Here is a 25815-nt window from a genome sequence, read left to right as displayed (position 1 = left end):
GTCCTTCAGCGAGTTTTTCGTCCAACGTCGAGCGTAATTCGTCCAACATCGAGCATGATCCGTCCGTCAGGATTACCTCTTTTCAATCGCGATGATGAAGGGAGGATGGTTGGCTTGGTTGATGAAGCCGTATTTCAGGATATGGGCTTTTTGTTGCGAGAAGTTTTTCACATAGTCCATCAGTGCATCGCGTTCCTGCGATCCGCCTGGATGCCCATGGTAGATGACGAGAACGATGATGCCTTCGGGAGCAAGCAATTCGAACAGCTGTTCAATGGCGGCTGTCGTTGTATCGGCTTCGGTGATGATCGATTTATTCCCGCCCGGTAGGTAGCCCAGGTTGAATATGGCACCGGTAATCTTTCCGGCATGTTCTTTCCTGATATAGTTACTGAGGTGTTGATGCCCATCATGGATGAGCGTGCATTGATTGCTTAGACCTTCGTTCTCCAGTTTGACGCTTGTGTTCTGGAGGGCTTCTTTTTGGATATCGAAACTATAGACATGTCCCGTTCCACCTGTAAGTCCGGCAAGAAAGGCCGTATCAAAGCCGTTGCCCATCGTGCCGTCCACGGCGATATCTCCGGGCTGCACCGTTTTTTCAAGCAAAATTCTTGCGTAAGGCAAGATGCGGTCAAGCTTCATCTGTTTGTTCCCCCAATTGATGATTTTTTCCTTGCCAGCTGTTGCGGCGTTTCAATTCGGCGTCGATGGCATTCAGGACATCCCATTTATTGACGCTCCACATCGGACCGATCATCAAATCGATCGGACCGTCACCGGTTATGCGATGAACGATCATTTCAGGAGGGATGATTTCCAGCTGATCGCATACAAGGCTGACATATTCATCGCGATCAAGGAATTCAAGCAAGCCTTTTTCATATTGCTTGACCATCGGTGTCCCTTTCAAAAGGTGAAGTAAATGGATCTTTATCCCCTGCACATCGAGTTTGGCGACTTCCCGGGCCGTTTCCATCATCATCGTGTAATCCTCCTGAGGAAGGCCGTTGATGATATGGGAGCAGACGCGGATGCCATGTTTACGCAGCTTATCGACCCCTTCTTTATAGCAGTCGAAGTCATGGGCGCGGTTGATCATCGTCGCGGTCTTTTCATGAACCGTCTGAAGACCGAGCTCCACCCATAGGTAAGTGCGCTCGTTCAATTCTGCCAAATACTCGACTACATCATCCGACAGGCAGTCGGGGCGTGTCGCTATCGAGAGCCCGACCACACCTTCCTGGGTCAATACCTGTTCATATTTTTCGCGAAGGACATCGACTGGTGCATGCGTATTCGTAAACGCCTGGAAATAGGCCATATACTTTCCATCTTTCCATTTATGGTGCATCCGTTCGCTGATTTTTTTGAACTGGACGTCGAGCGGCTCGACGCGGCTGCCGGCAAAGTCGCCCGAGCCTGAAGCACTGCAGAAGGTACAGCCTCCATGTGCGACCGTGCCGTCACGGTTCGGGCAGTCAAAGCCGCCGTCCAGGGCAACTTTAAAAACCTTATGTCCAAAATGATTTCTCAAGTGGTAATTCCATGTATGATATCGTTTGTTATCCGTTGCATATATAAACGGGTTTGCTTGATTCAAATCAGCAACCTCCTTGGTATAAATGAAGCGCACCATATATTATACAACATTCCGGCAGTTAGGTCTTTTTTTGAAAAATAAGCGTATAATGTATACTTGAGGGCTGAATTTATGGCTGCTAATTCGACATAATCAAGTGAAAGACTATATCCAATCGGGAGCTGATGGACATGACCGGTCAAGTTGAAGAAGCGATTAATCATATGAAAAAGCGATTAGCCGAAAATAATCAGGTATTCGAAGCAAAGGAAGATGGGTTTATATACCAAGCCTCTTGTACCTTCAATTCACCTGCTTCGGATGAGGAAATTCATTCCTTTGAAAAGAAAACCGGATTGCATCTGCCCGAAGATTATAAAGAGTTTTTGAAAATAACGAATGGCTGCAAATTATTCGAAACACGGGAATCAGGCGGGGAAAATGATATATACAGCCTTGATGATATCATGAATTACACATATGAACTCCCCTTTGAAGGCTGCTTTAAGGTAGCCTGCATCTATCAAGATAATATCGTCATTGACGGGAGAGCCGTAGCCGAGGGGAATACGGATTATATAATGGTGAAGGGCCATCTCGATGATTTTGAAGAAGGCGAGAAACTTCAAATGGGCTTTGCCGAATGGATCGAGCGCTTCATATCGGATCAAGGTGAGAAGTTTTGGGATAAAGGATGATTTGATAAATAACGCTGATAATCCTCTCGTGTTTTGTTCAAACTAAGCAAGATGATTACAAATCATCCAAATGATACGCGAAGGAGAGGGTTTGAAATGGCAACCAGACAATCCGTCGATCATTTTTTAGAGCAATGTGAAGGAGCTCTCCATTTTGCAGAGTATGAGTTTAACGAGGCTTCACGGCAAGAGCATTATGATGATGAACAATTTCAAAATTCGCAAAGGTATATCGAAGAGGCTTTGACGGATATGGAACGCTTGTATGCCAGTTCGAATGACCAGCAACGGGAAATGCTTTCGCGGATGAAGCAGCAGTTGAACGAATTGAAAAATGAAATGATCGTACTTCGACATTAAGAACAGGGGGCCATGATTTCATGGCTCCCTTTTTGCACGATTTTTTCGGAATTCGCATATATAATGAAAAACCTGTCGATAATGTTTAGGTACGGCTATTGCAATTATCGGTGAAATTGACTAGAATGAAATAAAATCCAATATTCTCATAAAGACTATGATGAGGAACAGTAGCGATTTTATTCCAGCAAAGAGAGTTGACGGGTGGTGCAAGTCAACCTGGGATGATTGTGAACTCGCCTTGGAGTTTCAGGTGTGAAGGTGAAAAGTAATGCCTGACGAACCAATCCACGTTACGGATGTTTAAGCTGGGCGGATTTTAGCTATCGCCAATGTGGGTGGTACCGCGGGAAGATATACATAATCCTCTCGTCCCTATTTTGGGATGAGGGGTTTTTTATTGTTTTTTATACGGAATAAGGAGGAAATCAAATGAGTTTTGACCATAGAAGCATAGAAACGAAATGGCAGCATTACTGGGAGGGCAACAAGACATTCAAGACGGGCGAAGAAAGCGGTAAACGCAAATTCTACGCCCTTGATATGTTCCCATATCCTTCAGGGGCAGGTCTTCATGTAGGACACCCGGAAGGTTACACGGCAAGCGATATTTTAGCCAGGATGAAGCGGGCCCAAGGATATAATGTCCTGCATCCGATCGGCTGGGATGCCTTTGGACTTCCGGCAGAGCAATATGCAATCGATACGGGAAATGACCCAGCTGAATTCACGGAGCACAACATCAACACGTTCCGTCGCCAAATCAAGGCACTTGGTTTTTCTTATGACTGGGATCGTGAAATCAATACGACGGATCCTGACTATTACAAATGGACGCAATGGATTTTCTTGAAGTTATATGAAAAAGGCTTGGCTTATATTGATGAAGTGGCCGTTAACTGGTGTCCAGCACTTGGCACGGTCTTGGCGAACGAAGAAGTCATCGATGGGAAAAGTGAGCGGGGAGGCCATCCGGTCGAGCGCCGTCCGATGAAGCAATGGATGCTTCGCATCACGGCTTATGCAGACCGCTTGATCGACGATTTGAATGATGTGGATTGGCCGGAAAACATCAAGGATATGCAGCGTAACTGGATTGGGCGTTCCGAGGGAGCGGAAGTTACTTTCCATATCGACGGCTTTGATGATACCTTCACGGTGTTCACGACCCGTCCTGATACGTTATTCGGGGCAACTTATGCCGTATTGGCCCCGGAACATCACTTTGTCGATAAAATTACGACAGCTGAACAAAGAGATGCAGTTGAGGCTTATTTGGATGAAGTGAAGCATAAAAGCGATTTGGAAAGAACCGACTTGGCAAAAGATAAATCAGGCGTTTTCACGGGGGCTTATGCGATGAACCCGGTAAACGGCGAAAAAATGCCGATCTGGATTGCCGATTATGTGCTGATCAGCTACGGAACGGGTGCGATCATGGCCGTTCCTGCGCATGATGAACGTGATTATGAATTTGCTGTCAAGTTCGACTTGCCGATCAAGGAAGTCGTCGCTGGCGGGGATGTCACGAGTGAAGCGTATACAGGCGATGGCCTTCATGTGAATTCGGAATTCCTTGATGGGTTGGATAAAGAAGAAGGCATTTCAGCCATGATCAAATGGCTGGAAGAAAAAGAAATCGGTACGAAGAAAATTACCTACCGTCTTCGCGACTGGTTATTCAGCCGTCAGCGTTACTGGGGTGAACCGATCCCGATCATCCATTGGGAAGATGGGACGATGTCTGCACTGAAGGAAGAGGAACTTCCGTTGATTTTACCGAAAACGACAGACATCAAGCCTTCAGGGACAGGGGAATCTCCACTTGCGAACATTGCGGAATGGGTGAACGTAACCGATGAAAACGGACGGAAAGGGCGCCGCGAGACGAACACGATGCCGCAATGGGCAGGCAGCAGCTGGTACTTCCTTCGTTATATCGACCCGGATAACACGGAAGCGTTGGCAGATCCCGAAAAATTGAAAGAGTGGATGCCGGTCGACATTTATATTGGCGGTGCCGAGCATGCGGTGCTTCACTTGCTGTACGCGCGTTTCTGGCATAAATTCTTGTATGATATCGGCGTCGTGCCAACGAAGGAGCCATTCCAAAACCTATTTAACCAAGGAATGATCCTTGGCGAGAATAATGAAAAAATGAGTAAATCAAAAGGAAATGTCGTGAACCCGGATGATATCGTTGAAAGCCATGGTGCCGATACACTTCGCATGTATGAAATGTTCATGGGACCATTGGATGCATCGATTGCCTGGTCGACAAACGGGCTGGATGGTTCGCGCAGGTTCCTCGACCGTATCTGGCGTTTATTGGTCAACGAGGATGGAACATTAACGGATAAGCTGACCGAAACGGATGACACGGGCAAGCTTGAGAAGGTCTATCATCAAACGGTTAAAAAAGTGACCGAGAACTATGAAGAATTGAAATTCAATACGGCAATTTCACAATTGATGGTATTCATCAATGACGCGTATAAAGCGGATTCGCTTCCTAAAGTATATGTCGAGGGCTTCGTCAAACTGCTTGCACCGGTTGCACCGCATATTGCCGAAGAGCTTTGGTCCAAACTGGGTCACTCCGAAAGCATCACATACGGAACATGGCCGGCCTTCGATGAAGCGAAGCTAGTGGATAACGAAGTCGAAATCGTCATCCAAATCAACGGAAAAGTCAAAACGAAACTGATGGTGCCAACTGACACCACGAAAGAAAAACTGGAAGAAATCGCGATGGGCGATGACTCCATCAAAGAACAAATCGACGGGAAAACGATTCGCAAAGTCATTGCCGTGCCTGGCAAATTAGTGAATATCGTCGCTAATTAAAAGCAATCGAAGGAAAACTGCTCCGCGCGAGTTTCGTGCCGGGGCAGTTTTTTTGTGGCCCAAACAGGACTTAAGTCTTGTTTGGAACAGCCCGGTTTTAGATGAAATCATCAGTGGTTGTCCGTAATTTTCCAATTATGTCGCTAACTTGGTACATGGGAATCATTTTTCGGTTCGCCGTTCACATATATCAACATTTCACATGGAAAAGGGAAAAAATTGGTTGATAAAATCTTATAGTGTGATAATTTGGTATAGTACTATATTTTTTTAACCAAATATTGGAGGTAAAAGCGTGAAACTTAACCATGTTAGTAGATTGACAGCGTTTGTACTTATTTTTGCCTTGATTTTCAGTTTGATGATTCCGCAAAATTCACAAGCTGTAACTACATCAATTGAAAATGTCAAAACGATTAAAAATGGGGATACATTGGACGGGAAGTTCAATGAACCGGATGTTCACTGGTACCAAATCAACCCGACAGCAGAAGAAATACAAAAGTTTTCCCATATTGAGTTTGAGGTCGATTCGGATAAAATTTTGAATATATCCGTCTATTCAAGTAAGGAAAAAGCCGAAAAGGATGAGAGCAACTATTGGTTTTCTTCTTATCCGGATGAAAAAGCCGTCATTGATTTCCCATATGCCTGGGAAGGAACGTATTATGTGAAAGTTGAATATTTAGGCGAAACGGATGATGAAGGAAATCCAATCCCGGATGCCAAAAATGAAGCGGGATATTCCATCAATGCCCATTCGGTAACCTTGCCGCCATCCGCTGGGGAAGAGGAGATGGGACTTGAAGAATGTCCGGTCGAAGTGAGTGCGTACGACAAGAAAACGGGTGAATCATTGTTGAAATCACTCCGTGTGTTTAGAGATGAAGTTCTCACGACGTCGTCTGAGGGACGCAGCCTTTCTTCTTTATACTATAAGGCTTCGCCATTCCTTGCCTATCATCTGGCTAGCAATAAAAAAGCGAGGGATGCCGCGTATAAATATTTAGTCGAGATTAAGCCGCTGATTGATGATCTAAATGAAAACGGAGCAAGCAGCACCGCAGTCATTGAAAAAGGCAAACAGCAAGAAGCAATTAAAGAATTGTACACTATGGCTGCGGATGCCGCACCGGCTGGATTGAAAAAGGATATGGAAAGCCTGGCAAAGAAAATCGATCTTGAGGATCTTGCAGGGGTAAAGGTAGTCGATATCGCAAGTAAAGCGGGAATCGAGCTGCCAGCTTCAAAAAATACAAAAAACAAATACATCGTCAAACTTAAACCTGGGAAGTCATTAAGCTCCTTCCAATCCAAGGTAAGCGGAAAAGGATATGGAAAACTGTCGACTCCCGAGAAGCAAGAGCCAATGTATGATGATATGTACGTCGTGGAGTTAAAGAGCCAAGCCAAGATGAGCGCATCAGCTCTATCATCGATCGAAAACCTTTCAGAAGTGGAATATATTGAGCCGGTCAAAACGTATAAAGCTCTTTCAGCCGATATTCAGTCACCGTATCAATGGTCGTTGAATAATCCTGGTGGAGAAGAAGGCATCAAGGGCGCGGACATCGATAACGAAAAACTGCAAGCCTTGATTAAAAAACGTAATTTAAAGGAAACATTGGTGGCGGTCGTCGACACGGGTGTCGATGATTCACTGGCTGATTTGCAAGATCGTGTCCGCATGGACTTAGGCAAGAATTTCATCGATAAAAAAGGCAATGCCATCGATGACAATGGCCATGGAACACATGTATCCGGCATCATCGCTGCCAAAGCGGATAACGGATATTCGATGCAAGGAATCAATCCATTAGCGAAAATCATGCCTGTAAAGGTGCTTGATTCTTCAGGCTATGGAGATAACGAGAAAATTGCACTGGGCATTAAATATGCCGTCGATCACGGTGCCAAGGTAATAAACTTAAGTTTGGGCGGAGAATACAGCAGGACGATCGAATATGCCTTGAAGGAAGCAGCTGCGAAGAATGTAATGGTTATCGTGGCAAGCGGTAATGATGGGGTGGAAGCTCTATCTTATCCGGCATCATCCAAATATGCGATTTCCGTCGGTGCAACCAATGCTCTTGACTTAGTATCCGATTATTCCAATTATGGATTCCAATTGGACATGGTCGCCCCTGGGACAGCCATCCCAAGCCTTGTCCCTAATGGAAACGTTACGTATATGGATGGTACGTCGATGGCAGCTCCGCATGTTGCGGCAGCTACAGCGCTGTTATTATCCGCAAACCCTGGATTGAAGGTGAATGAAGTAAGGCAAATCCTTCATGATACCTCCGAATATGTGAAATTCGAAGAAGAAGATAATGCTTACCCTACTGAGGAATATGAAGATGAAGATGGAGAAATCATCATTCCTCAAGAGGAACTGCCTGTCGGTAAAGATTTAGTATCAGGATACGGAAGATTGAATGCTTTCAGTGCACTAAGTGCTGTGGATTTACAAGCAAAGGTCAACTCTGTATTCGATAATAAAACAACCCTGACTGGAACGGCTAAAAAAGGTTCGGCGATCGAAGTGAAAAGCGGAAGTAAATCACTAGGTAAAGCAACGGCGGCTGCTAACGGAACGTTCACTATCAAGATTCCGGTCCAAAAAGCGGAGCAGATGCTGACTGTGCATATCTCTGATTCTGCCAAACTGGCAACTTCTTCAATCAAAGTATTCGTGAACAAGGGTGCAACCCCTGCTAAGCCAACCGTTAAGCCTGTCAGCGACAAAGACGTGTATGTAACGGGTCAATCGCAAGCCGAGGTGAAAGTCACGGTCAAAAACAGTGCGAAAAAAGTGATCGGCTCAGCAAACACGGACAGCAAAGGAAATTTCAAAGTCAAAATCAGCAAACAAAAGGCCGGCTCCAAACTGTCGGTCACAGCAACTGATCTAGCAAAACGCGAAAGCAAGGCAGCAGCCGTGACGGTTCTCGATAAAACCGCCCCGGATGCACCGAAAGTGAATGAAGTAAGCGACAGCGCCACCAAAGTAACAGGTAAAGCGGAAGTGAGCTCAACCGTTACCGTGAAGTACAACAATAAAAGCATCGGAACGGCAACCGTTGATAAGAAGGGGAACTACTCCGTCAAAATCAGCAAGCAAAAAGCAGGATCCGTGTTATATGTCTCAGCCAAAGACAAAGCGGGCAATACAGGAAAAGCAACAAAGGTAACAGTGAAAGATAAAACCGCACCATCCGCACCGAAAGTGAATGAAGTGAATGACAAAGCAACAAAAGTAACAGGTAAAGCGGAAGCGGGTTCAAAAGTTACCGTAAAGCAAAACAATAAAAACATCGGAACGGCAACCGCTGATAAGAAGGGGAACTACTCCGTCAAAATCAGCAAGCAAAAAGCAGGGTCCGTGTTATATGTCTCAGCAAAAGATAAAGCAGGCAATACAGGAAAAGCAACAAAAGTAACCGTGAAAAAATCCAAATAGCAATGCGCGAAGGCCGTTTAACGAATATGTTAAACGGCCTTTTTGTTGTGGGAAAAAAGGGAGGCTCCGCTCCATCAGCGATGCTATGAGCTTGGAGTGAAATTTCAAATATGGTATTTCCCGTTTTAATATTGGAACTTCATATACTCTCTTTTCCAGTATGATGAATCTTTACTGGATCAAAGGAGATGAGCGAAAGAACATGGATGAAAAAAATAAGAGTAATAGCATTAGGGACCATTTTAGCTTGCTCGATTGGGTTAGGAACACTATCAGTTGAGGCTGGAAATGAGAATAACAAGTATTCATTTACAATTCAGAAGGATCAAAAAAATTCGTACACAGGCACAGAGTATCGTCAAACGACTACAGAACGGAATACATGGAAAGTGAGAATGTATAAATCAACAGAAGGAACTAATACGGTAACGACGTATTGGCTCGAAAAAAGCAACGGCACGAACGTATCTCCTTCAGTTAAAGTTACAGCTGGTAGCGGCGGTTTAAATAGTGGGCGAAATCATTATGTTAAAGGCAATGCAGGTGCGAATGCGGCTAATGTTAGGTTAACGGCTGAGAATAATAATGTGAGTTCTAGCACCTATTCCGTAAACGGATATTGGGATGAAGAGACAGGGAGGATATTACCTGGACAGTATAAAGAATCATACACCACAGAATATAATAAATAAAAAATGATGAATATGGTGATGCTACCTTGGATGATCGTTGATTCAAGGTGGCCTTATAAAGGGAGACTAAATGAATAGTTATTATTATCGATTAACACATAATAAAAAAACAAAGTTCATCGTGTTATGTATAATGGCGATTGTCATGATTGATATCTTTATCTTGATCGGCAATGTTTCAGAATCATGGATCATGCCCCATCTAGCCACTTTTTTAGCGGCAAGTTCATTAGGTCATATGATGCAAATACTACTAATCTGGTTTTTGCCCATTTTTCTATTAATCATGTGCGCCGACAGCTATATTCAAGACTATAAAACAGGCTACCATTATATCGTAGCGACCAAAAAAGGGCGATATGCTTATTATAAAACGATGTTATTGGGAAATATGTCATTTTCCTTTTTAGTGATGGTTGGTTGCTTGCTGTTAAATATGTTCATTGTCTATTTGGTATTCAGGAATGGTGAATTTGACACTGGGTTGACCCCGGATTTATTTCCGGAAAATCCTATATATACACTCGCCAACCAAATGCCTGCTGTCGCCAATGTCGTTTATATCATCATTTTTGGGTTTTACACGAGTTTATGCGCAGGGATGGCGACTGTCCTTAGCTGGTGTTTCCCGGATATGAAGTATACATATCCGTTAAGCTTTGTTATTTGGTTTTCACAAATTTTAGGACTGAATTATTCATTGGCCATGATCATCCAGCCTTTTAACGAAGTGACCTTGGAAGCTTTCGGGTTGATTTTCTTTAGATCGACCATCCTGTTTTTAGCGATCATCACGGCCGGGTTTCTGTATAAGGTGAAAAGTGATGAAATCTAATCAAAAAAAAGTGTATGTATCCCTGCTGCTATGTTTTTTATTTGGATGTTTATGGATGACCTATAATATTCATTATTTAAAAATCAAGCAGCTAGATCCAGCGTATCCATTGATCATTGATGTAAGTGGAAGTGTAGAAGGCTATCTCTCGGTTAAAAATTTATTGATCACATATATGATTCCTTTGTTACTGTTTTATCGTTTTTTTATTGAAGATGAGCATCCGCACAGGATCGTTCGCTTCACATCCAGAATTGATTTGTATCGTAGACGGACGATCCAAGTTTTTATCAGTTCGTTTATCTTTGCGTTCAGCATCTTATTGATTCATTTCGCAGCTGTGTTCCTATTTGATCGATTTCATTTTGTATCTTCGGATTTTTGGAAACTAACACTTCTTAATCTAGCATTATTGACGTGTATCTATTTCTCGATTGGCCTGCTTTATTATTTCATTTTTGATTATTCCAATTCAATCATGGCGATGGCAGCGACCTTTTGTATTTGTTTTTTCTTATATGTAATGAAGAGTCAGCTGAATCTGGCATGGGGCCCTGCCAGTGATGCAAATGTAATCGATCCTTTTTTAAGCAGCGGAATGACCGGATATCAATCGTTGATTTTGTTAGGAAAAGAGGTATCGCTATCTCTCGTGATGGCTTTACTTGGGCTGTTTGCAATAGAGGAAAAAGATTTCCTGGTTGGTGTTTCCGATGACTAAACGTATCTTCTTACTGATGTTGATCATCATCTTGTTGCAAATTTTATTATTTGATTATTTTGATGGCTCTATTGCCGATCTTACGGGATATATGATCGTTAGCGGAGTTCCGGTCAGTAATAAGTTTGTTGTATTGGGAACATGGTATATGTTCTTTGCTGGCTTGAGCTTTTTATCGCTCGGTTATATGCGGAAGTATATTTCCGGTTATGGCGTGTACCTGATGATCAGGGAAAAAAGCAGGGTGAAGCTTGGATTTAGAAGAATCGGTAATCTAATGATTCTTATATTTGGATTATCTTCCATCCAGTTTCTTTTCTCGATCGTATTCGCTTTTATAACTAATGAGGAGCAGGCTTTTTTTTATGATGATTTTCAATCATTCATCTGGATAGCGAGTCTTTATATGTTGTCCAATTTTGTCTTGATTTTCATCCAAATGGCACTTCAGCTGCATGTTACGGAGGAAGTAGCTTTATTGCTGACAAATGTTTATGTGCTTGTTTCGGTCACTTTGGGCGGAGTTCTTTTATCTGCGCAAAAGCTGACGTGGTTACTCTATTTTTTGGTTCCCAATTTCGGGATGTATGTAAGAAGTGATGTCCTTGAAATGGGCGGAATATCAGCAGTACATGCTTATATTGTACTAACCGTAATGACGCTCATTTTAACTGTTTTAACATATGGACGATTAAAGAAAATCGATTTAATTTAACGAGGTGCACAATGACGACAATACGAATTCGCTCTTTACATAAAAAGATAAGGAAGAAAACTCTTTTGCATGATATCAATTATGAGTTTAACAGCGGGAAAATATATGGTTTGTATGGAAGGAATGGCTCCGGTAAAACGATGCTGCTTAGAGCGATGGCAGGCTTGCTCATGCCAAGCTCAGGAGAAATTGCCATAGACGAAAAAATCCTTCATAAAGATATTTCCTTTCCGGCTAATAGTAGTGTCATTATTGAAAACACTTCGCTGCTGCACCAGTATGATGCTTATACGAATCTGAAAATATTAGCGAAAATCAGGAACATCGCCACGGATGAAGATATTAAAGTTAATATAAGAAGAGTCGGCCTTGATCCGGAATCGAGAATGAAGGTAGGGAAATTTTCGTTAGGAATGAAGCAGCGTCTAAGTGTCGCTCAAGCGATATTTGAAAAACCGGACATCTTGTTATTGGATGAACCGACCAATGCGATTGACGAAGAAGGAGTTACGCTAGTTTATCGCATTTTGAAGGAAGAAAAAGAGCGCGGCGCACTCATTCTGCTGACAAGCCATCATAAACAAGACCTGGAAGCATTAGCCGATGAATATATAAAGATGGATAATGGAGGCATCGTCCTTGACTCTAAATAAAACCATAGCCGCGTTAACCTTACTCGTATTAATAAGCGGATTTCTTATTTATAAAGTGTACATTGTTCCTTCAGAGATGAATGCCGATCATAGAAATACGGAAAATAATACAGCTTCCTATAAGGTGTTGGAGTCACAAAACATCATCGTCGGAAAGGATATCGATCAGGGCCATTATGACATTAAAGCCCTCGATAGTGAAGCGGAGTTTTTTGGCGATAAAATGCACAAAAATGCTGTTTTACATGCAAGGCCTTTTTATCTAAATTCGAAAATGTCGATTAAAGGGAAGATTGAATTCAAGCCTTCTGAATTTAAAAAAGTCGTGAAAAAAAATCAACAAATCATCATGAAAGATCCTGGTCATTATGTGGTCGGTACAGAGATACCATCGGGGAATTATCTACTATCAAGAACAAGCGATAAAATCCGAGTGTTTGTCGATATAAAAGATGAAACGCAAACCGAAAGCTTGCTGACGATTCAATGGGAAATCGGTGAAAAAGTGAAAAAGCCAATCGTGCTCGAACTGAAAAAGGGCTATAACGTCTATATTGATAAAACGGGAAAAGAGGGCTATATCTCAAATGCAGGTAATTTGATATTGGAGGTAAACGCGCAGGAAAACGAATAGTGCACTGGTCAATGTAAAATTAAAGATGAAAGTTAATCTATAAGGTAAGGGACCCTAATTGGGTCCCTTAATGCATTTTAGTTGTTCACGAGTAATGAGTTGTTAAAAAGCGAAGGCCGATCCTTTTAAATAAAATAGGGTGCTTGCTAATTCCCATACATGTACAATAAGGTAAGGATTTTCGTTCAACTAAAAGGCGGAATTTAAAAATAAAAGGAGGATGGATGATGATTGAACTACAATATTTCGAGCGCTCAGATATAGAACAATTAATAAATTGGATACCTTCAGCTGAATTTGCATTGCAATGGGGTGGTCCTGCATTCCAATATCCGTTAACGGAAGAGCAACTAGAAAAATACCTTGAACAAGCGAACAAAGAAGATTCTGATACATATATTTACAAAGTAATCGACCAAGACTTACAAAAAGTGATTGGACACATTTCTTTAGGGAAAGTCGACCGAGTTCATAGATCAGCGAGAGTAGGGAAGGTATTGGTCGGTTCACCAGAAGTAAGAGGAAAAGGGATTGGTTTTGAAATGATGAAAGCCATTTTGACAATTGCGTTTGAAGAACTAAAACTACATAAGGTAACCTTAGGTGTTTTTGATTTTAATACATCTGCGATTCGTTGTTATGAAAACGCTGGATTTGTTAGAGAAGGATTTTTAAGGGATGCTCGTAAAAATGGTGATGAATACTGGAATTTGATTGAAATGGGTGTTCTAGAAAACGAATGGCGTGAAATGAATAAAAGATAGAGGATCGGGATTACAGCTGCATGATCCGAGAACTTTAAAAGGAGATACTACGACAAATAGTAGTATCTCCTTTGTGTTTTCAAGAGCCAAATTAAATCAGTGTAACCAACCAACATGGAACAGACGATTCCTTTTTCCTTTAAAAGTGTTAGCTGTTCCTTCATTAACAGGAACAGCTACCCCAGCAATCTCTCCTCTTCGATCTTAAAGCATGCATGTTCATTTTCATAGTGTCAGATTTGGTATTTCGCGTTTTAATTATGAAACTTCCCGTCCCCGCTTTTCTTGTAATATAGCTGGTAACGGAAAAAAATAAGAGGAGAGAAGGACTATGCAAGAAAAAGCCATGGCAACGTTCCTTACAATGATTACTTTGGTAGGTTTCCATTCTATAGAAGCTTTAGAGTTCACAAAATTATCTTCCCAAGCCATCTTTGGGTGAAGGAAGGGTGGATAATAAATAACTAGCATGAGGGGTTTTCAGATGAAAATGTTTAGAAGTGCGGCATTGTTCCTTCTGTTTATAGCCGTTTTCTTTTCTCTCCCATCCATGATATCGGCAGCCAATCCGGTTTGCGAACCAACAACAGGAGCGACACTTCAATTATTCGACAGCAGCAATACGCTTATGGAAACGTCAACGTTAGCACCGAACTCTACATCGTCATCAGTAAGAGCTGCTGTTAATAGTGCGATTCTAAGCGTTTCAAAATATCAAAGGAATGGAACAAACGGAAACCGAGGTACCGTTCTCCTATCGAAAGGGAATTTCACGGCGAGTGCCTTTATTGTGATGCGATCTGGAGTTACATTGGAAGGAACCATGGAGAACGGCAAGGCGGTCACGACAATCTGTACCGAATCGAGAAGTGACCCGGTTACCATCAAAATACTGGAAAGTCAGGCTAGGATTAAAAACCTTAATCTGGATGGGAAAAGAAAAACAGAAGATACCGTAACAGGGGAGCCAAGGAAGTATTATGCATCAAGGCATAGAGGCATCCAGGTTACCGCCATCGATCAAACGAAATCAACGGATGAATTAGCCAGTACATACCCAACAACTAATAAAGATGCTGACGCGAAAAGACTGAAAAATATCACGATTGAGGATGTTCAAATTAGCGGCTATGAAGGGTATGGCATCTATTTAGAGCATGTGGATGGAGTGACCATCAAAGGGTCTGACACCATTTATAAAAAAAGCATGAACATCACGGATATAGGCTATGCCGGCATTGGCGGCGTCTCAGCGAATAATGTGTCCGTAAAGCATACGACCGTGAGTGACCTTTGGCCAGGAGTAACCGTAGGAAGCGTACAGCAAAGCTATGGCATGGCCTTTAGTCATAGGAAGATCAATACAAGAAATGATGCCAAAACCCAAGCGATATTTCCGCCAAGTCATACCATTGTGGTCGATCAGAACGTGGTCGCCAATAACCCGACATGGGAGGGAATCGACACACACTCTGGACAAAACGTATCCCTCACAAACAATGTCATTTTAAATACACGTTTCCCGATTGTCGTTGGGGGAATGGAGTATGATGCCGGCGAGATGTCCGCTTACCCGCCTCGAGACATTATGATTTCAGGAAATCGGATTAACAGTCAAAGAGTGGGCATCCAGGATGATTATAAGGTTTATGATATAGAAAAAAATGACACGATTACTGAACGAGGCATCGCCGTTAACGGATCACAATTTACAGACCTGACCAAAAGGGAGATGGGATTCTTGGAATCTGTGGTGATTAAGGGTAATTATGTAAGCAATGTCAAAGCAGCCGCAGAGTCACATGGAGGTATCAGCATCCACGTGACCAAGAATGCGATCATTGAAGACAATACGATTGAAAACAGCTTCAACAATGGGATTGTGTTTCTCAGTTCCAACAAGTCCACGAAACTGTATAGAAACAGCATTCATCATATCGATAAATCCGAACATAACTTTATCCCCGCTGCCATCGGCATACGCGGGTCCCATAATAACGGGAACGTTAATAATGACTATACAGCCCTGCCATTGACCTTGACCAACACGTTGATTGAGAATGATCACACATTTGCCGAGGTTGGAAGGGAAATTCATTTCCAAGCAGGAACATCAAATAATTTATTGAATAATCGGATCGGTATTCCGCCAGCTTTTAAAAGCGATAATTGATAAAGCGGATGGATATCTTAAAATGTTATAAGGGCACAAAGGGAATCATTCAGATTTAGCAATTCTTGAAAGAAGAATAAAGAGTAAGGGGAAGCTTGATAAAAATGGATACTGGAGGTGCGGAAATAAAAGCCGTCCCAGCAGGTACGATGTGTATATGGATAAAAGGGAAAGGGTGCTGTTAGGATGATTTTCCCTTTAAAATAATACTCAGGGTTTTAATACTTGAAAATGAAATTCACGATATTCATTTTGGCGGCAGCAATCATTACTTTCATAGGATGTACAGTCCATGCATATAAAACAGAAACGACAGATTGAACCAGAGAAAATATAAATCAATTATATTTATTGGATAGTTTGGAAAAGTATCGAAAGGACCATTTCCTTACAATTTCTAAGGATATTAGACTCCGGGCTATGAAATATACAATATTGATAAAAATATTAATGAACGAATAACTGTTGATAATTGAAGCTTTTAATTCTAGCTACAAAACTTCGAAATGTATCAATAGGTACATCTGTAAAAGATTTAATTAACATTTATGGAGAAAATTATAGAGAACGTTCAAGTGATCAAACGGACAAATTAATTGAATACGTTGATTGGGATAATAATATTTAAATTTCATTCTTTATCTATAAAGATCAAGAACTTGCTTCGCCACAAGCATTTCTGTTGCGACCATCATGGAAGAAAAGCAGCCATTCAAGTGATGGCTGCTTTTTCGGGTATCATCCAATAACCTGTAGTTTTTATTGTTTACAAGATCTGTTCAAGAACTCCGCGACATAGCCCAAGATTGTTCGGGCCGGGTTTCATCGGCAGCTATTTTGTAAATTCACTCCTCAGAAGATAGACGACATCATATGCTTTTAATTCGTCGATATGGTTATCCATATCGTGATAAAAATCCGTGGAAAGAGAACGCATGCCATCATGACTGCTTGAATAACCAATGCTCGCCAATACAGGCTTGCTCGTATTTTTCAGGTCAATTTTATCTGTACTGCCCGATACGCTGGCATCCTTCTTTTCGATTTTTTCGGGGGAAGTGGCTGTACTTGTGCCGCCGCCGTTTTGAATCGTGATATTGAACATGGAAAGATTTTGTTCGTCATCCGTTTTTGATGTTGTAAATATGATTGTCCCATTCTTTTCAACCTCTGTTGTCAGGCGGCCTTTTTCAGCTTCGACAAGTTTACCAGCTTCATATTTTTCGACCCAGACAGACAATTGCTTGTATGTATCATCAACATTGAAATCGATAAGCATGGCGTTTTCACTCGTATTGGTGAGAATGGCCTGCTCCCTTGCTGTCAGCTTAGGGACGGAAAGAGTATTGGTCGATTTTGGCTGATCCCCCTTACATGCAACGAGAGTTAAGGAGACCAAGGATAAGAGGAGCGATAAAAGGATTTTTTTTATGATGTTCACCTCCTGAAGTCTTGGGTGTTAATTAAATCCTATTCTTGTATATTATAACATTAGCAGCGGGATTAATAGAAAACGACCAGATTTGTACAATGAACGTTCCTTTCCACTCAGATTCTCGCGCCTACCGTTTCCATTCCCGACATCCCGATAGCCTACATTGTAGCTGGAGAGAATCCCAATTGCGTGTGGAAAGCACAATTTATACGAAAATCGGCCTCAATTCCGATGCAAAGCCCAAACTCGCGAATAAAAGCACGAAATTGACGAGTAAAGTCGGTAAACTTGCGAGTAAAAGTGCCGAATTCGCGAGTAAAGTGGCTAAATTTGCGAATAACGCAAGAATTAGCCGAGAACCGCCCCCTCCAATTGCGTGTGGAAAGCGCAATTTATACGAAAACCGCCCCACTTATCCCTAAGCAAAAAGAAGGCAAGCATTCCTGATGCTGTGCCTTCTTTTTGCATTTAGTATGGCTGGGAAAGGGCCTTGTTGGCTGAGTCGACGTCATTTTGGAGCAATTGGTTTAAGTCATAAGCAGGGTAAAGATTCCGTTCATATAAGTAGTTGAAGATTTTCGCATGGTTATCGATGGCTGCATTTAAGTGCTTCGTGAAAACTTTTCGCAAAGAGGGGGTTGCCGTTTCCGTGATGGCCCCTGCATAATTTTTGATCAAAGATTTCGCAAGTCCAAGCAAATCCCCTGCGGCTGCGGCGGATGCATCGTCTCTTAATTCCGCATCGGTGCTGCTCAACTTAGGGGTCAGCGGGTAAAATTGGAGCAAATCCACGATGTTCTGGGAAAGTGTCTCGATCATTTGCTTGTAAATCGTTTTTAGTATGGGGTCTGTTATTTCCGGATAGGCTTTTTTCAATTTCGTAAGGGCATTGGCCTGCGAAGCGACGAGTTCATGAAGTTCAAGCGTTTCATGCCATGCAAGATGTGAATGATTGGGTGTCATGTTAATTCCTCCTGAACAAATAATCTTGATACGTTATTCGAACAGTGGGCGATTGGGAAGTTGTCTCGGGTAAACCGTTGGCCATTCGGAATGAGCGCCGCCAGGCTGAGGAGGGCCTTGTTGACTAAAAGACATGATCATTGATATTGCTCGAGAACAGAGAAGAACTTTTTGGCGAATTGGTAAAAAACCTTCTCGGAAGGGGCCAATTCCCTGTTTTTCGGTGTGATGATGCCAACAGTCCGTTTGACCTCCGGTGTATCGATCGGGATCTTGACGGTCAGTCTGGGGATGACTTCATAAAAGGTGCTGTCAGGCAGCAGGCTGACGCCGATTCCGGCTGATACAAGGCCCTTTATCGAATCCATGTCTTCACCTTCCGAGGCAATGTTCGGTGTAAAGCCCGCGGCGTTGCATGCTTCGATCGCGATGCTATGAAGGATGTATCCTTTTGGGTATAAGACGAATGGATCATTTCTTAAATCACTTAGACGCAGGCTTTTCCGTTCAGCGAGTGGATGCGTGATCGGCAGTAATGCAGAAATATTTTCGGTGAATAAGATATGACCTTCGATATCAGGGTCGTTCGTCGGAATCGGGCCGAGAAAGGCTAATCCAATTTCACGGTTCTTGACAGCTTCCTTCAGGGAGGAGTATGACCCTTGCCTTAAGTGGAACGCGATATTGGGCTGTTCATCCTTAAAGGCGGAAATGACGGTAGGCAGCAAATGGGTCGAAAGGCTTGATGGGAAACCGATTTTAATGGTTCCGTGTTCAGGATCCAAAAATTCTTCAATTTGGTCTTTAGCATATTCGATCGCCTTTATCGCCGTTTTTGCATGGATCATAAATATTTTGCCAATTGGGGTTAACTGAATATTTCGGCCGACCTTTTCAAATAAAAGAACGCCCAGCTCATCTTCCAGTCTGGAAATTTGCCGGCTGATGGCAGATTGTGCGATATGCAGGTGTTCCGCGGCCTCAGAGACATGTTCTCTTTCGGCTACTTCAACAAAATAACGTAATTGACGTAGTTCCATTTATTCATCCCCTGAGTATTCATCTCAATTTGAGATAGATTATACATTAATTATATATTGTTTATATCGATTTGAAAACCTAGAATAAAATGTAAGTGACATAACGGTGTAAGAATACGATGGGGGCGATTAATATGACATACAATCAAATACCAAAAGCACAAGGGCTCTACCATCCTGAATTTGAACATGATGCATGTGGGATCGGTTTATACGCTCATATAAAAGGGCTTGCTACACATGACATCGTCAAACAAGGACTGAAGATGCTGTGCCAATTGGATCATCGCGGCGGACAAGGCAGTGATCCCCTGACGGGAGATGGCGCAGGACTGATGGTGCAGATTCCTGATAGCTATTTTAGGCTGGCATGCCCGGAAATGAATTTGCCAGCAAAAGGGCGCTATGGTGTAGGTATGCTCTTTTTCTCAAACGATGATGCCGAACGGAATGAAATCGAAGCTCGCTTGAATGAATTTATCGAGCAAGAGGGCCAAACGCTGTTAGGCTGGAGAACGGTTCCTGTAGATACAGGGAAAATCGGGGAAGTCGGCAAGGAGACATGTCCGACGATCCGCCAAGTATTCATCGGGGCCGGTGAAACGATATCCGATGATTTAGCGTTTGAGCGTAAATTGTTCATTATAAGAAAGCAAGCGGAAAACTGGGCGCGTGAACGTGGAAACCGTTTTTATTTTGCCAGCCTTTCAAGTGCCACGATCGTTTACAAAGGATTGTTGACACCGGAGCAGGTGGATGCTTTTTATCTTGACCTTCAACAGGAAGCTTTTGTTTCGGCTTTTGCTTTAGTGCATTCCCGCTTCAGTACGAATACCTTTCCAAGCTGGGAGAGGGCGCATCCAAACCGTTATCTGATCCATAATGGCGAAATCAATACGCTTAGAGGTAATGTGAATTGGATGAAGGCGCGTGAACAGCAGTTTGTTTCGGAAGCATTCGGAGAGGACCTGCAAAAGGTGCTGCCAATTTTGGATATAGACGGCAGTGATTCCTCCATCCTTGATAATGCCCTTGAATTCTTCGTGCTTGCAGGGCGTAAGCCGGCCCATGCGGCCATGATGCTCATTCCTGAGCCGTGGACGGAGAATCCGCATATGACGAAAGAAAAGAAGGCATTTTACGAATATCATAGCATGCTCATGGAGCCGTGGGATGGTCCAACCGCCATTTCCTTTACGAACGGCAAGCAAATCGGGGCCATCCTGGATCGAAATGGTCTTAGGCCGGCACGGTATTATGTGACAAAAGATGATTATATCATTTTCTCCTCAGAGGTCGGCGTGATCGATGTAGAGCCTGAAAATGTACTATATAAAGATCGTTTAAGCCCAGGAAGAATGCTGTTAATAGATTTGGAGGAAGGGCGGATTGTATCCGATGATGAAATCAAATCCGAGATGGCCCAGGAAAATCCCTATCAGCAGTGGCTGGACGAACAGCTTGTACAACTAAGCGACGAAGAATCGGTGTCAGGGGATCAGCCAATTGGTGATTTGCTATTCAGGCAAAAAGCGTTCGGATACACCTATGAAGATGTCCAAAAATATTTATTGCCTATCATCAACGAGGGAAAAGATCCACTTGGAAGCATGGGGAATGACATTCCGTTAGCGGTGTTATCCGATCGCCCCCAATCATTATTCAACTATTTCAAGCAATCCTTCGCACAGGTGACCAACCCGCCAATCGATTCGCTTCGTGAACAAATCGTCACATCCACGATGACATTCCTTGGAGCGGAAGGGGATTTGCTGAAACCGGATAAAACGAACAGCCGGCGCATTCAATTGGATACACCCGTATTGACGCCAGCTCAGATGCAGCAGATAAAAGAGAGTGCGTTTCCGGAATTTCAAAGCAAGGTCATACACACGCTATTTTCAGAAGATTTGGAGAGCGAGCTCGACCGGATTTGCCGCGAAGCGGAGCAGGCGATCTCCGAAGGCATCAGCCTTTTGATCTTATCCGATCACGGGTTGACCGAGGAAAATGCCGCAATCCCATCCTTATTGGCTGCGAGTGCCCTTCATCAGGAGCTTATCCGCCATGGGAACCGTACGAAAGTGAGCATCATCGTTGAATCGGGGGAAGCAAGGGAAGTCCATCATTTTGCATCACTGATCGGATATGGCGTGGATGCGATTCACCCGTATCTTGCCTATGAAACGTATAAGCAGGCGATATTGGAAGGCAGCCTGGCCGTCAGCTACGAGGAAACGGTAAGGAAATATGTACGCTCGGTGACGGAAGGCATCGTAAAAGTAATGTCGAAGATGGGGATTTCCACGATCCAAAGCTATCGCGGAGCACAAATTTTCGAAGCGGTCGGAATCGGCGCGGAAGTCATCGAACGCTATTTCAGCGGGACGGCCTCGCAGCTTAGCGGGATCGATTTGGATACGATCGCGGATGAAGCGTTGATACGCCATAGAAAAGCTGCTGCTGGCTCCTATGATCAAACCCTTGAAAGCGGAAGCGATTTTCAATGGAGAAAAACGGGCGAACATCATGCCTTCAATCCGAAAACGATCCATACCCTGCAATGGGCTTGCCGCAAAGGCGATTATCAATTATTTAAGAAATATTCAAACTTGGCGAATGAAGAAAGACTTGGGTTTTTACGGAATTTATTCTCGTTCGACCAAAAGCGCCAAAGCATTTCCATCGATGAAGTGGAATCCGTTGAATCGATTGTCACCCGTTTTAAAACGGGCGCGATGTCATTCGGTTCTTTGAGCCAGGAAGCGCATGAAACATTGGCGATTGCGATGAACCGTCTCGGCGGAAAAAGCAATAGCGGTGAAGGCGGGGAGCATCCAAGCCGTTACCATTTGGATGAAAACGGTGATAACCGCCGCAGCGGGATCAAGCAAATCGCATCCGGGCGTTTCGGTGTGAAAAGTCATTACCTCATCAATGCCGATGAGCTCCAAATCAAGATGGCACAAGGCGCAAAGCCTGGTGAAGGCGGCCAGCTTCCAGGGAATAAAGTATATCCTTGGGTCGCTGAGGTACGTGGTTCCACCCCTGGTGTAGGCTTGATCTCACCGCCTCCGCATCACGATATCTATTCGATTGAAGACCTGGCGCAGCTGATTCACGATTTGAAAAATGCCAATCGTGATGCCAGGATCAGTGTCAAGCTTGTGTCAAAAGCAGGTGTCGGCACGATTGCGGCCGGTGTTGCCAAAGGTGCCGCGGATGTCATCGTCATTAGTGGCTATGATGGCGGCACGGGTGCATCACCAAAAACGAGCATTAAGCATACGGGCCTTCCTTGGGAGCTGGGCCTTGCCGAAGCGCACCAAACCTTGATGCTGAATGGACTGCGCAGCCGGGTGGTCCTCGAAACGGATGGAAAGCTGATGACGGGACGCGATGTGGTCATGGCGGCGATCCTTGGAGCGGAAGAATTCGGGTTTGCCACGGCCCCTCTTGTAGTCCTTGGCTGTGTCATGATGCGTGCGTGCCATCTGGACACATGCCCTGTCGGGGTAGCTACCCAAAACCCTGAGCTTCGCAGCAAGTTCACTGGAGATCCGGATCATGTCGTCCATTTCATGCGCTTCATCGCTGAGGAAGTACGGGAAACGATGGCAGAGCTTGGTTTTAGAACGCTGGAGGAGATGGTCGGCCGCACGGATGTTTTGCAAGTGAGCGAGCGGGCACAAAACCATTGGAAAGCGAAGCATCTGGACTTGACGACACTTCTTTTCCAACCGGAGGGGATACGTACGTATCAGCTTCCTCAAAACCATAAAATCGAAGAAGCATTGGATATCCGAAAAATTTTACCGATGGTACAGCCTGCATTGATTGATCAAGCCCCGGTGGATGTCAGCTTCCCCATTACAAACGTGAACCGTGTTGTCGGGACGATTGTCGGAAGTGAAGTATCCAAGCGATATGGCGAAATCGGCCTGCCTGAAGATACGATAACATTGCGGTTTACCGGCTCTGCGGGCCAAAGCTTCGGCGCCTTCATTCCAAAAGGAATGTCGCTATATTTGACAGGCGATGCCAATGATTATGTGGGGAAAGGGCTGTCCGGCGGTAAAATCATTGTTTCGGCACCTGCTGGCAATCAGATCGAGGCCGGGGACAATGTCATTGCCGGGAATATCGCCTTATATGGTGCAACAAGCGGTGAGGCGTACATCAATGGACGTGCCGGGGAACGCTTTGCGGTACGGAACAGCGGAGTCAATGTCGTCGTTGAAGGAATCGGTGACCATGGCTGTGAGTATATGACCGGAGGACGTGTAGTCATCCTGGGCAATGTCGGCAAGAACTTTGCGGCGGGCATGTCAGGCGGCATCGCCTATGTCCTTGCTGATGATGCAGAACAATTCAAGGCATTATGCAATGCTGAAATGATCGAGTTCGAGACGCTTGGCGATGATGCAGGCGAGGTTAAAGAGATGATTCACAGTCACCTTCACTATACGGAGAGTAGCAAAGCTTCTTACGTATTGGAGAACTGGGACGATTTTGCAAAGAAATTCGTGAAAGTCATTCCTAAGGATTACAAACGGATGATGAGAAGCATCGAAGAGCAGAAGCAAGCAGGATTAACGGATGAAGAAGCGGTCATGAGCGCCTTTCAAGCTAATGCCGTTCAAGATAAAAAAATCACGAAACAAGCAGTGATGCTGTAAGAAAGGGGAGAGAAAGATGGGAAAAGCAACAGGATTTATGGATTATTCGCGAGAAAAGCCAAAAGACCGGAATCCTCTCACTCGTTTAAGCGATTGGAGAGAATATTCAACTCCTTTCTCTGATGAAAAATTAAGCATACAGGGAGCGCGGTGTATGGACTGCGCTACCCCATTCTGCCATATGGGCATGGAATTGAACCGTGTCACGACAGGCTGCCCGATCAATAATCTGATTCCTGAATGGAATGACTTGGTATTCCGCGGCAGATGGAAAGAAGCGCTGGACCGTTTATCGAAAACGAACAATTTCCCTGAATTCACCGGGCGTGTCTGCCCGGCTCCATGTGAAGGGTCTTGTACGGTGGCGATCAGTGATCCTGCGGTTTCCATTAAAAACATTGAACGGACGATCATCGATAAAGGGTTTGAAAATGGCTGGATCACGCCTCGCATTCCCAAAAGCAGGACCGGCAAGAAAATTGCCATCATCGGTTCCGGCCCGGCAGGATTGGCGAGCGCCGATCAGTTGAATCAAGCCGGTCATTCCGTCACCGTTTACGAACGAGCTGACCGTGCAGGCGGCCTTTTGACATACGGCATCCCGAACATGAAGCTGGAAAAAGATGTCGTTGCCCGCCGGATCAAATTATTGACGCAGGAAGGCATCGATTTCGTCACGAACACAGAAGTCGGAAAAGATATTTCAGCCGAGGAACTGCAGGAGCAATACGATGCGGTCATCCTCTGCACAGGTGCCCAAAAACAACGGGACCTGGAAATCGAAGGACGCGGGGCTGCGGGCATTCACCTGGCAATGGATTACTTGACGACGTCGACCAAAAGCCTGCTCGACTCCAATTTTGAAGACGGCCAATTTTTAGATACAAAGGGTAAGGATGTCATCGTCATCGGCGGAGGAGATACAGGAGCTGACTGTGTCGCAACTGCCCTTCGCCAAGAATGCAGAAGCGTCGTCCAATTCGGGAAGCATCCGATCTTGCCGGCAAACCGTACCTCCGATAATATGTGGCCGGCATATCCGAATGTTTTTTCATTAGAATATGCCTATGAAGAAGCGGAAGCGAAATTTGGAGCAGACCCGCGTCAATATTCAATCCAAACAACGAAAATCGTAGCCGATGAAAATGGAAACGTTCAAGAACTTCATACCATCTCCATGGAAAAAATCAAAGACGAAGATGGAATCTACATTTTCAAGGAAATCCCGGGAACGGAAAAAGTATGGCCGGCTCAATTCGTATTCATCGCAATCGGATTCGAAGGAACGGAACAACCGCTATTGACCCAATTCGGCGTAGAAACGGTCAATCAAAAAATAGACGCCGTCTACGGCCATTACAAAACGAATGTCGAAGGTGTATTCGCTGCCGGAGATGCAAGAAGAGGCCAAAGCCTCATCGTTTGGGCAATCAATGAAGGCCGTGAAGCAGCACGTGAAGTCGACCGCTACCTGATGGGCGCCTCCGTCCTGCCCTGACTGTAAAGAAGCACCATAATGGTTATGGTGCTTCTTTTGCTTTTTCCTGCGGGCGAATAGGAT

19 protein-coding genes and 1 other annotated feature are annotated in these 25815 nt (G+C 44.0%); of the genes, 14 read left to right on the top strand and 5 right to left on the bottom strand.

What is annotated here, in order from left to right; genetic code table 11:
- Positions 1–72: 72 nt before the first annotated feature.
- Together MHI53_RS21940 and MHI53_RS21935 are read right to left on the bottom strand one after the other, a co-directional pair.
- A complete protein-coding gene (locus MHI53_RS21940; RefSeq protein WP_340372300.1) occupies positions 73–645 on the bottom strand; it encodes a class I SAM-dependent methyltransferase in 573 nt (190 codons plus the stop codon).
- Positions 635–1603 carry a TIGR01212 family radical SAM protein gene (locus MHI53_RS21935; protein ID WP_340372299.1) on the bottom strand — a complete coding sequence of 323 codons (969 nt, stop codon included), beginning with the start codon at positions 1601–1603 and terminating at the stop codon, positions 635–637. Before MHI53_RS21935 ends, MHI53_RS21940 begins: the two co-directional genes overlap by 11 nt.
- 170 nt (positions 1604–1773) lie before the next feature.
- On the opposite strand from MHI53_RS21935, the gene MHI53_RS21930 reads away from it, so the two are divergent.
- From MHI53_RS21930 to MHI53_RS21875, 12 genes are all read left to right on the top strand, one after another.
- A complete protein-coding gene (locus MHI53_RS21930) occupies positions 1774–2280 on the top strand; it encodes an SMI1/KNR4 family protein (RefSeq protein ID WP_061142062.1) in 507 nt (168 codons plus the stop codon).
- 96 nt (positions 2281–2376) lie between these two features.
- A complete protein-coding gene (locus tag MHI53_RS21925; RefSeq protein ID WP_061142061.1) occupies positions 2377–2640 on the top strand; it encodes a DUF2524 family protein in 264 nt (87 codons plus the stop codon).
- A gap of 148 nt (positions 2641–2788) precedes the next feature.
- Positions 2789–3020 (top strand) — a binding site (T-box leader).
- Positions 3021–3072: 52 nt separating this feature from the next.
- Positions 3073–5487: a leucine--tRNA ligase gene (leuS, locus tag MHI53_RS21920; protein ID WP_061142060.1), complete on the top strand. Its 2415-nt coding sequence runs from the start codon at positions 3073–3075 to the stop codon at positions 5485–5487.
- A gap of 295 nt (positions 5488–5782) precedes the next feature.
- On the top strand, positions 5783–8950 hold the full coding sequence (locus MHI53_RS21915) for an Ig-like domain-containing protein (protein ID WP_340372298.1): 3168 nt from the start codon (positions 5783–5785) through the stop codon (positions 8948–8950).
- A 188-nt stretch (positions 8951–9138) separates the two neighbouring features.
- A complete protein-coding gene (locus MHI53_RS21910; RefSeq protein WP_340372297.1) occupies positions 9139–9642 on the top strand; it encodes a DUF2712 domain-containing protein in 504 nt (167 codons plus the stop codon).
- 70 nt (positions 9643–9712) lie between these two features.
- Positions 9713–10477 carry a hypothetical protein gene (locus tag MHI53_RS21905; protein WP_061142057.1) on the top strand — a complete coding sequence of 255 codons (765 nt, stop codon included), beginning with the start codon at positions 9713–9715 and terminating at the stop codon, positions 10475–10477.
- Positions 10467–11198: a WxPxxD family membrane protein gene (locus MHI53_RS21900; RefSeq protein WP_061142056.1), complete on the top strand. Its 732-nt coding sequence runs from the start codon at positions 10467–10469 to the stop codon at positions 11196–11198. The genes MHI53_RS21905 and MHI53_RS21900 overlap by 11 nt, the downstream gene beginning before the upstream one ends.
- The gene (locus tag MHI53_RS21895) at positions 11191–11913 is read left to right on the top strand and encodes a DUF2705 family protein (RefSeq protein WP_061142055.1); all 723 of its coding nucleotides are present in this window, start codon (positions 11191–11193) and stop codon (positions 11911–11913) included. The genes MHI53_RS21900 and MHI53_RS21895 overlap by 8 nt, the downstream gene beginning before the upstream one ends.
- Positions 11914–11924: 11 nt before the next feature.
- Positions 11925–12566, top strand: coding sequence for an ABC transporter ATP-binding protein (locus MHI53_RS21890; RefSeq protein WP_340372296.1), 642 nt, complete (start codon positions 11925–11927; stop codon positions 12564–12566).
- Positions 12553–13200, top strand: coding sequence for a hypothetical protein (locus MHI53_RS21885; protein ID WP_061142053.1), 648 nt, complete (start codon positions 12553–12555; stop codon positions 13198–13200). Before MHI53_RS21890 ends, MHI53_RS21885 begins: the two co-directional genes overlap by 14 nt.
- A gap of 227 nt (positions 13201–13427) precedes the next feature.
- On the top strand, positions 13428–13964 hold the full coding sequence (locus MHI53_RS21880) for a GNAT family protein (RefSeq protein WP_061142052.1): 537 nt from the start codon (positions 13428–13430) through the stop codon (positions 13962–13964).
- A gap of 484 nt (positions 13965–14448) precedes the next feature.
- Complete coding sequence (locus MHI53_RS21875) at positions 14449–16137, top strand: right-handed parallel beta-helix repeat-containing protein (protein WP_340372295.1); 1689 nt, start codon at positions 14449–14451, stop codon at positions 16135–16137.
- An 832-nt stretch (positions 16138–16969) separates the two neighbouring features.
- Here the strand turns inward: MHI53_RS21875 and MHI53_RS21870 are convergent.
- The 3 genes from MHI53_RS21870 to MHI53_RS21860 all read right to left on the bottom strand — a co-directional run bounded on the left by MHI53_RS21870 (position 16970) and on the right by MHI53_RS21860 (position 19575).
- On the bottom strand, positions 16970–17578 hold the full coding sequence (locus MHI53_RS21870) for a hypothetical protein (protein WP_340372294.1): 609 nt from the start codon (positions 17576–17578) through the stop codon (positions 16970–16972).
- A gap of 462 nt (positions 17579–18040) precedes the next feature.
- On the bottom strand, positions 18041–18535 hold the full coding sequence (locus tag MHI53_RS21865) for a spore coat protein (RefSeq protein ID WP_340372293.1): 495 nt from the start codon (positions 18533–18535) through the stop codon (positions 18041–18043).
- A gap of 137 nt (positions 18536–18672) precedes the next feature.
- Positions 18673–19575, bottom strand: coding sequence for a LysR family transcriptional regulator (locus MHI53_RS21860; RefSeq protein WP_340372292.1), 903 nt, complete (start codon positions 19573–19575; stop codon positions 18673–18675).
- 134 nt (positions 19576–19709) lie between these two features.
- Between MHI53_RS21860 and gltB the strand changes: the two genes are divergently transcribed.
- Together gltB and gltD are read left to right on the top strand one after the other, a co-directional pair.
- On the top strand, positions 19710–24254 hold the full coding sequence (gene gltB, locus MHI53_RS21855; RefSeq protein WP_340372291.1) for a glutamate synthase large subunit: 4545 nt from the start codon (positions 19710–19712) through the stop codon (positions 24252–24254).
- 16 nt (positions 24255–24270) lie between these two features.
- Positions 24271–25752, top strand: coding sequence for a glutamate synthase small subunit (gene gltD, locus MHI53_RS21850; protein WP_340372290.1), 1482 nt, complete (start codon positions 24271–24273; stop codon positions 25750–25752).
- Positions 25753–25815 lie beyond the last annotated feature (63 nt).

Source organism: Peribacillus sp. FSL E2-0218 (genome assembly GCF_037992945.1).
Classification (GTDB): domain Bacteria; phylum Bacillota; class Bacilli; order Bacillales; family DSM-1321; genus Peribacillus; species Peribacillus simplex_B.
Note: the sequence above shows the minus strand (reverse complement) of the source record. Positions and strands in the feature narration are given on the sequence as shown.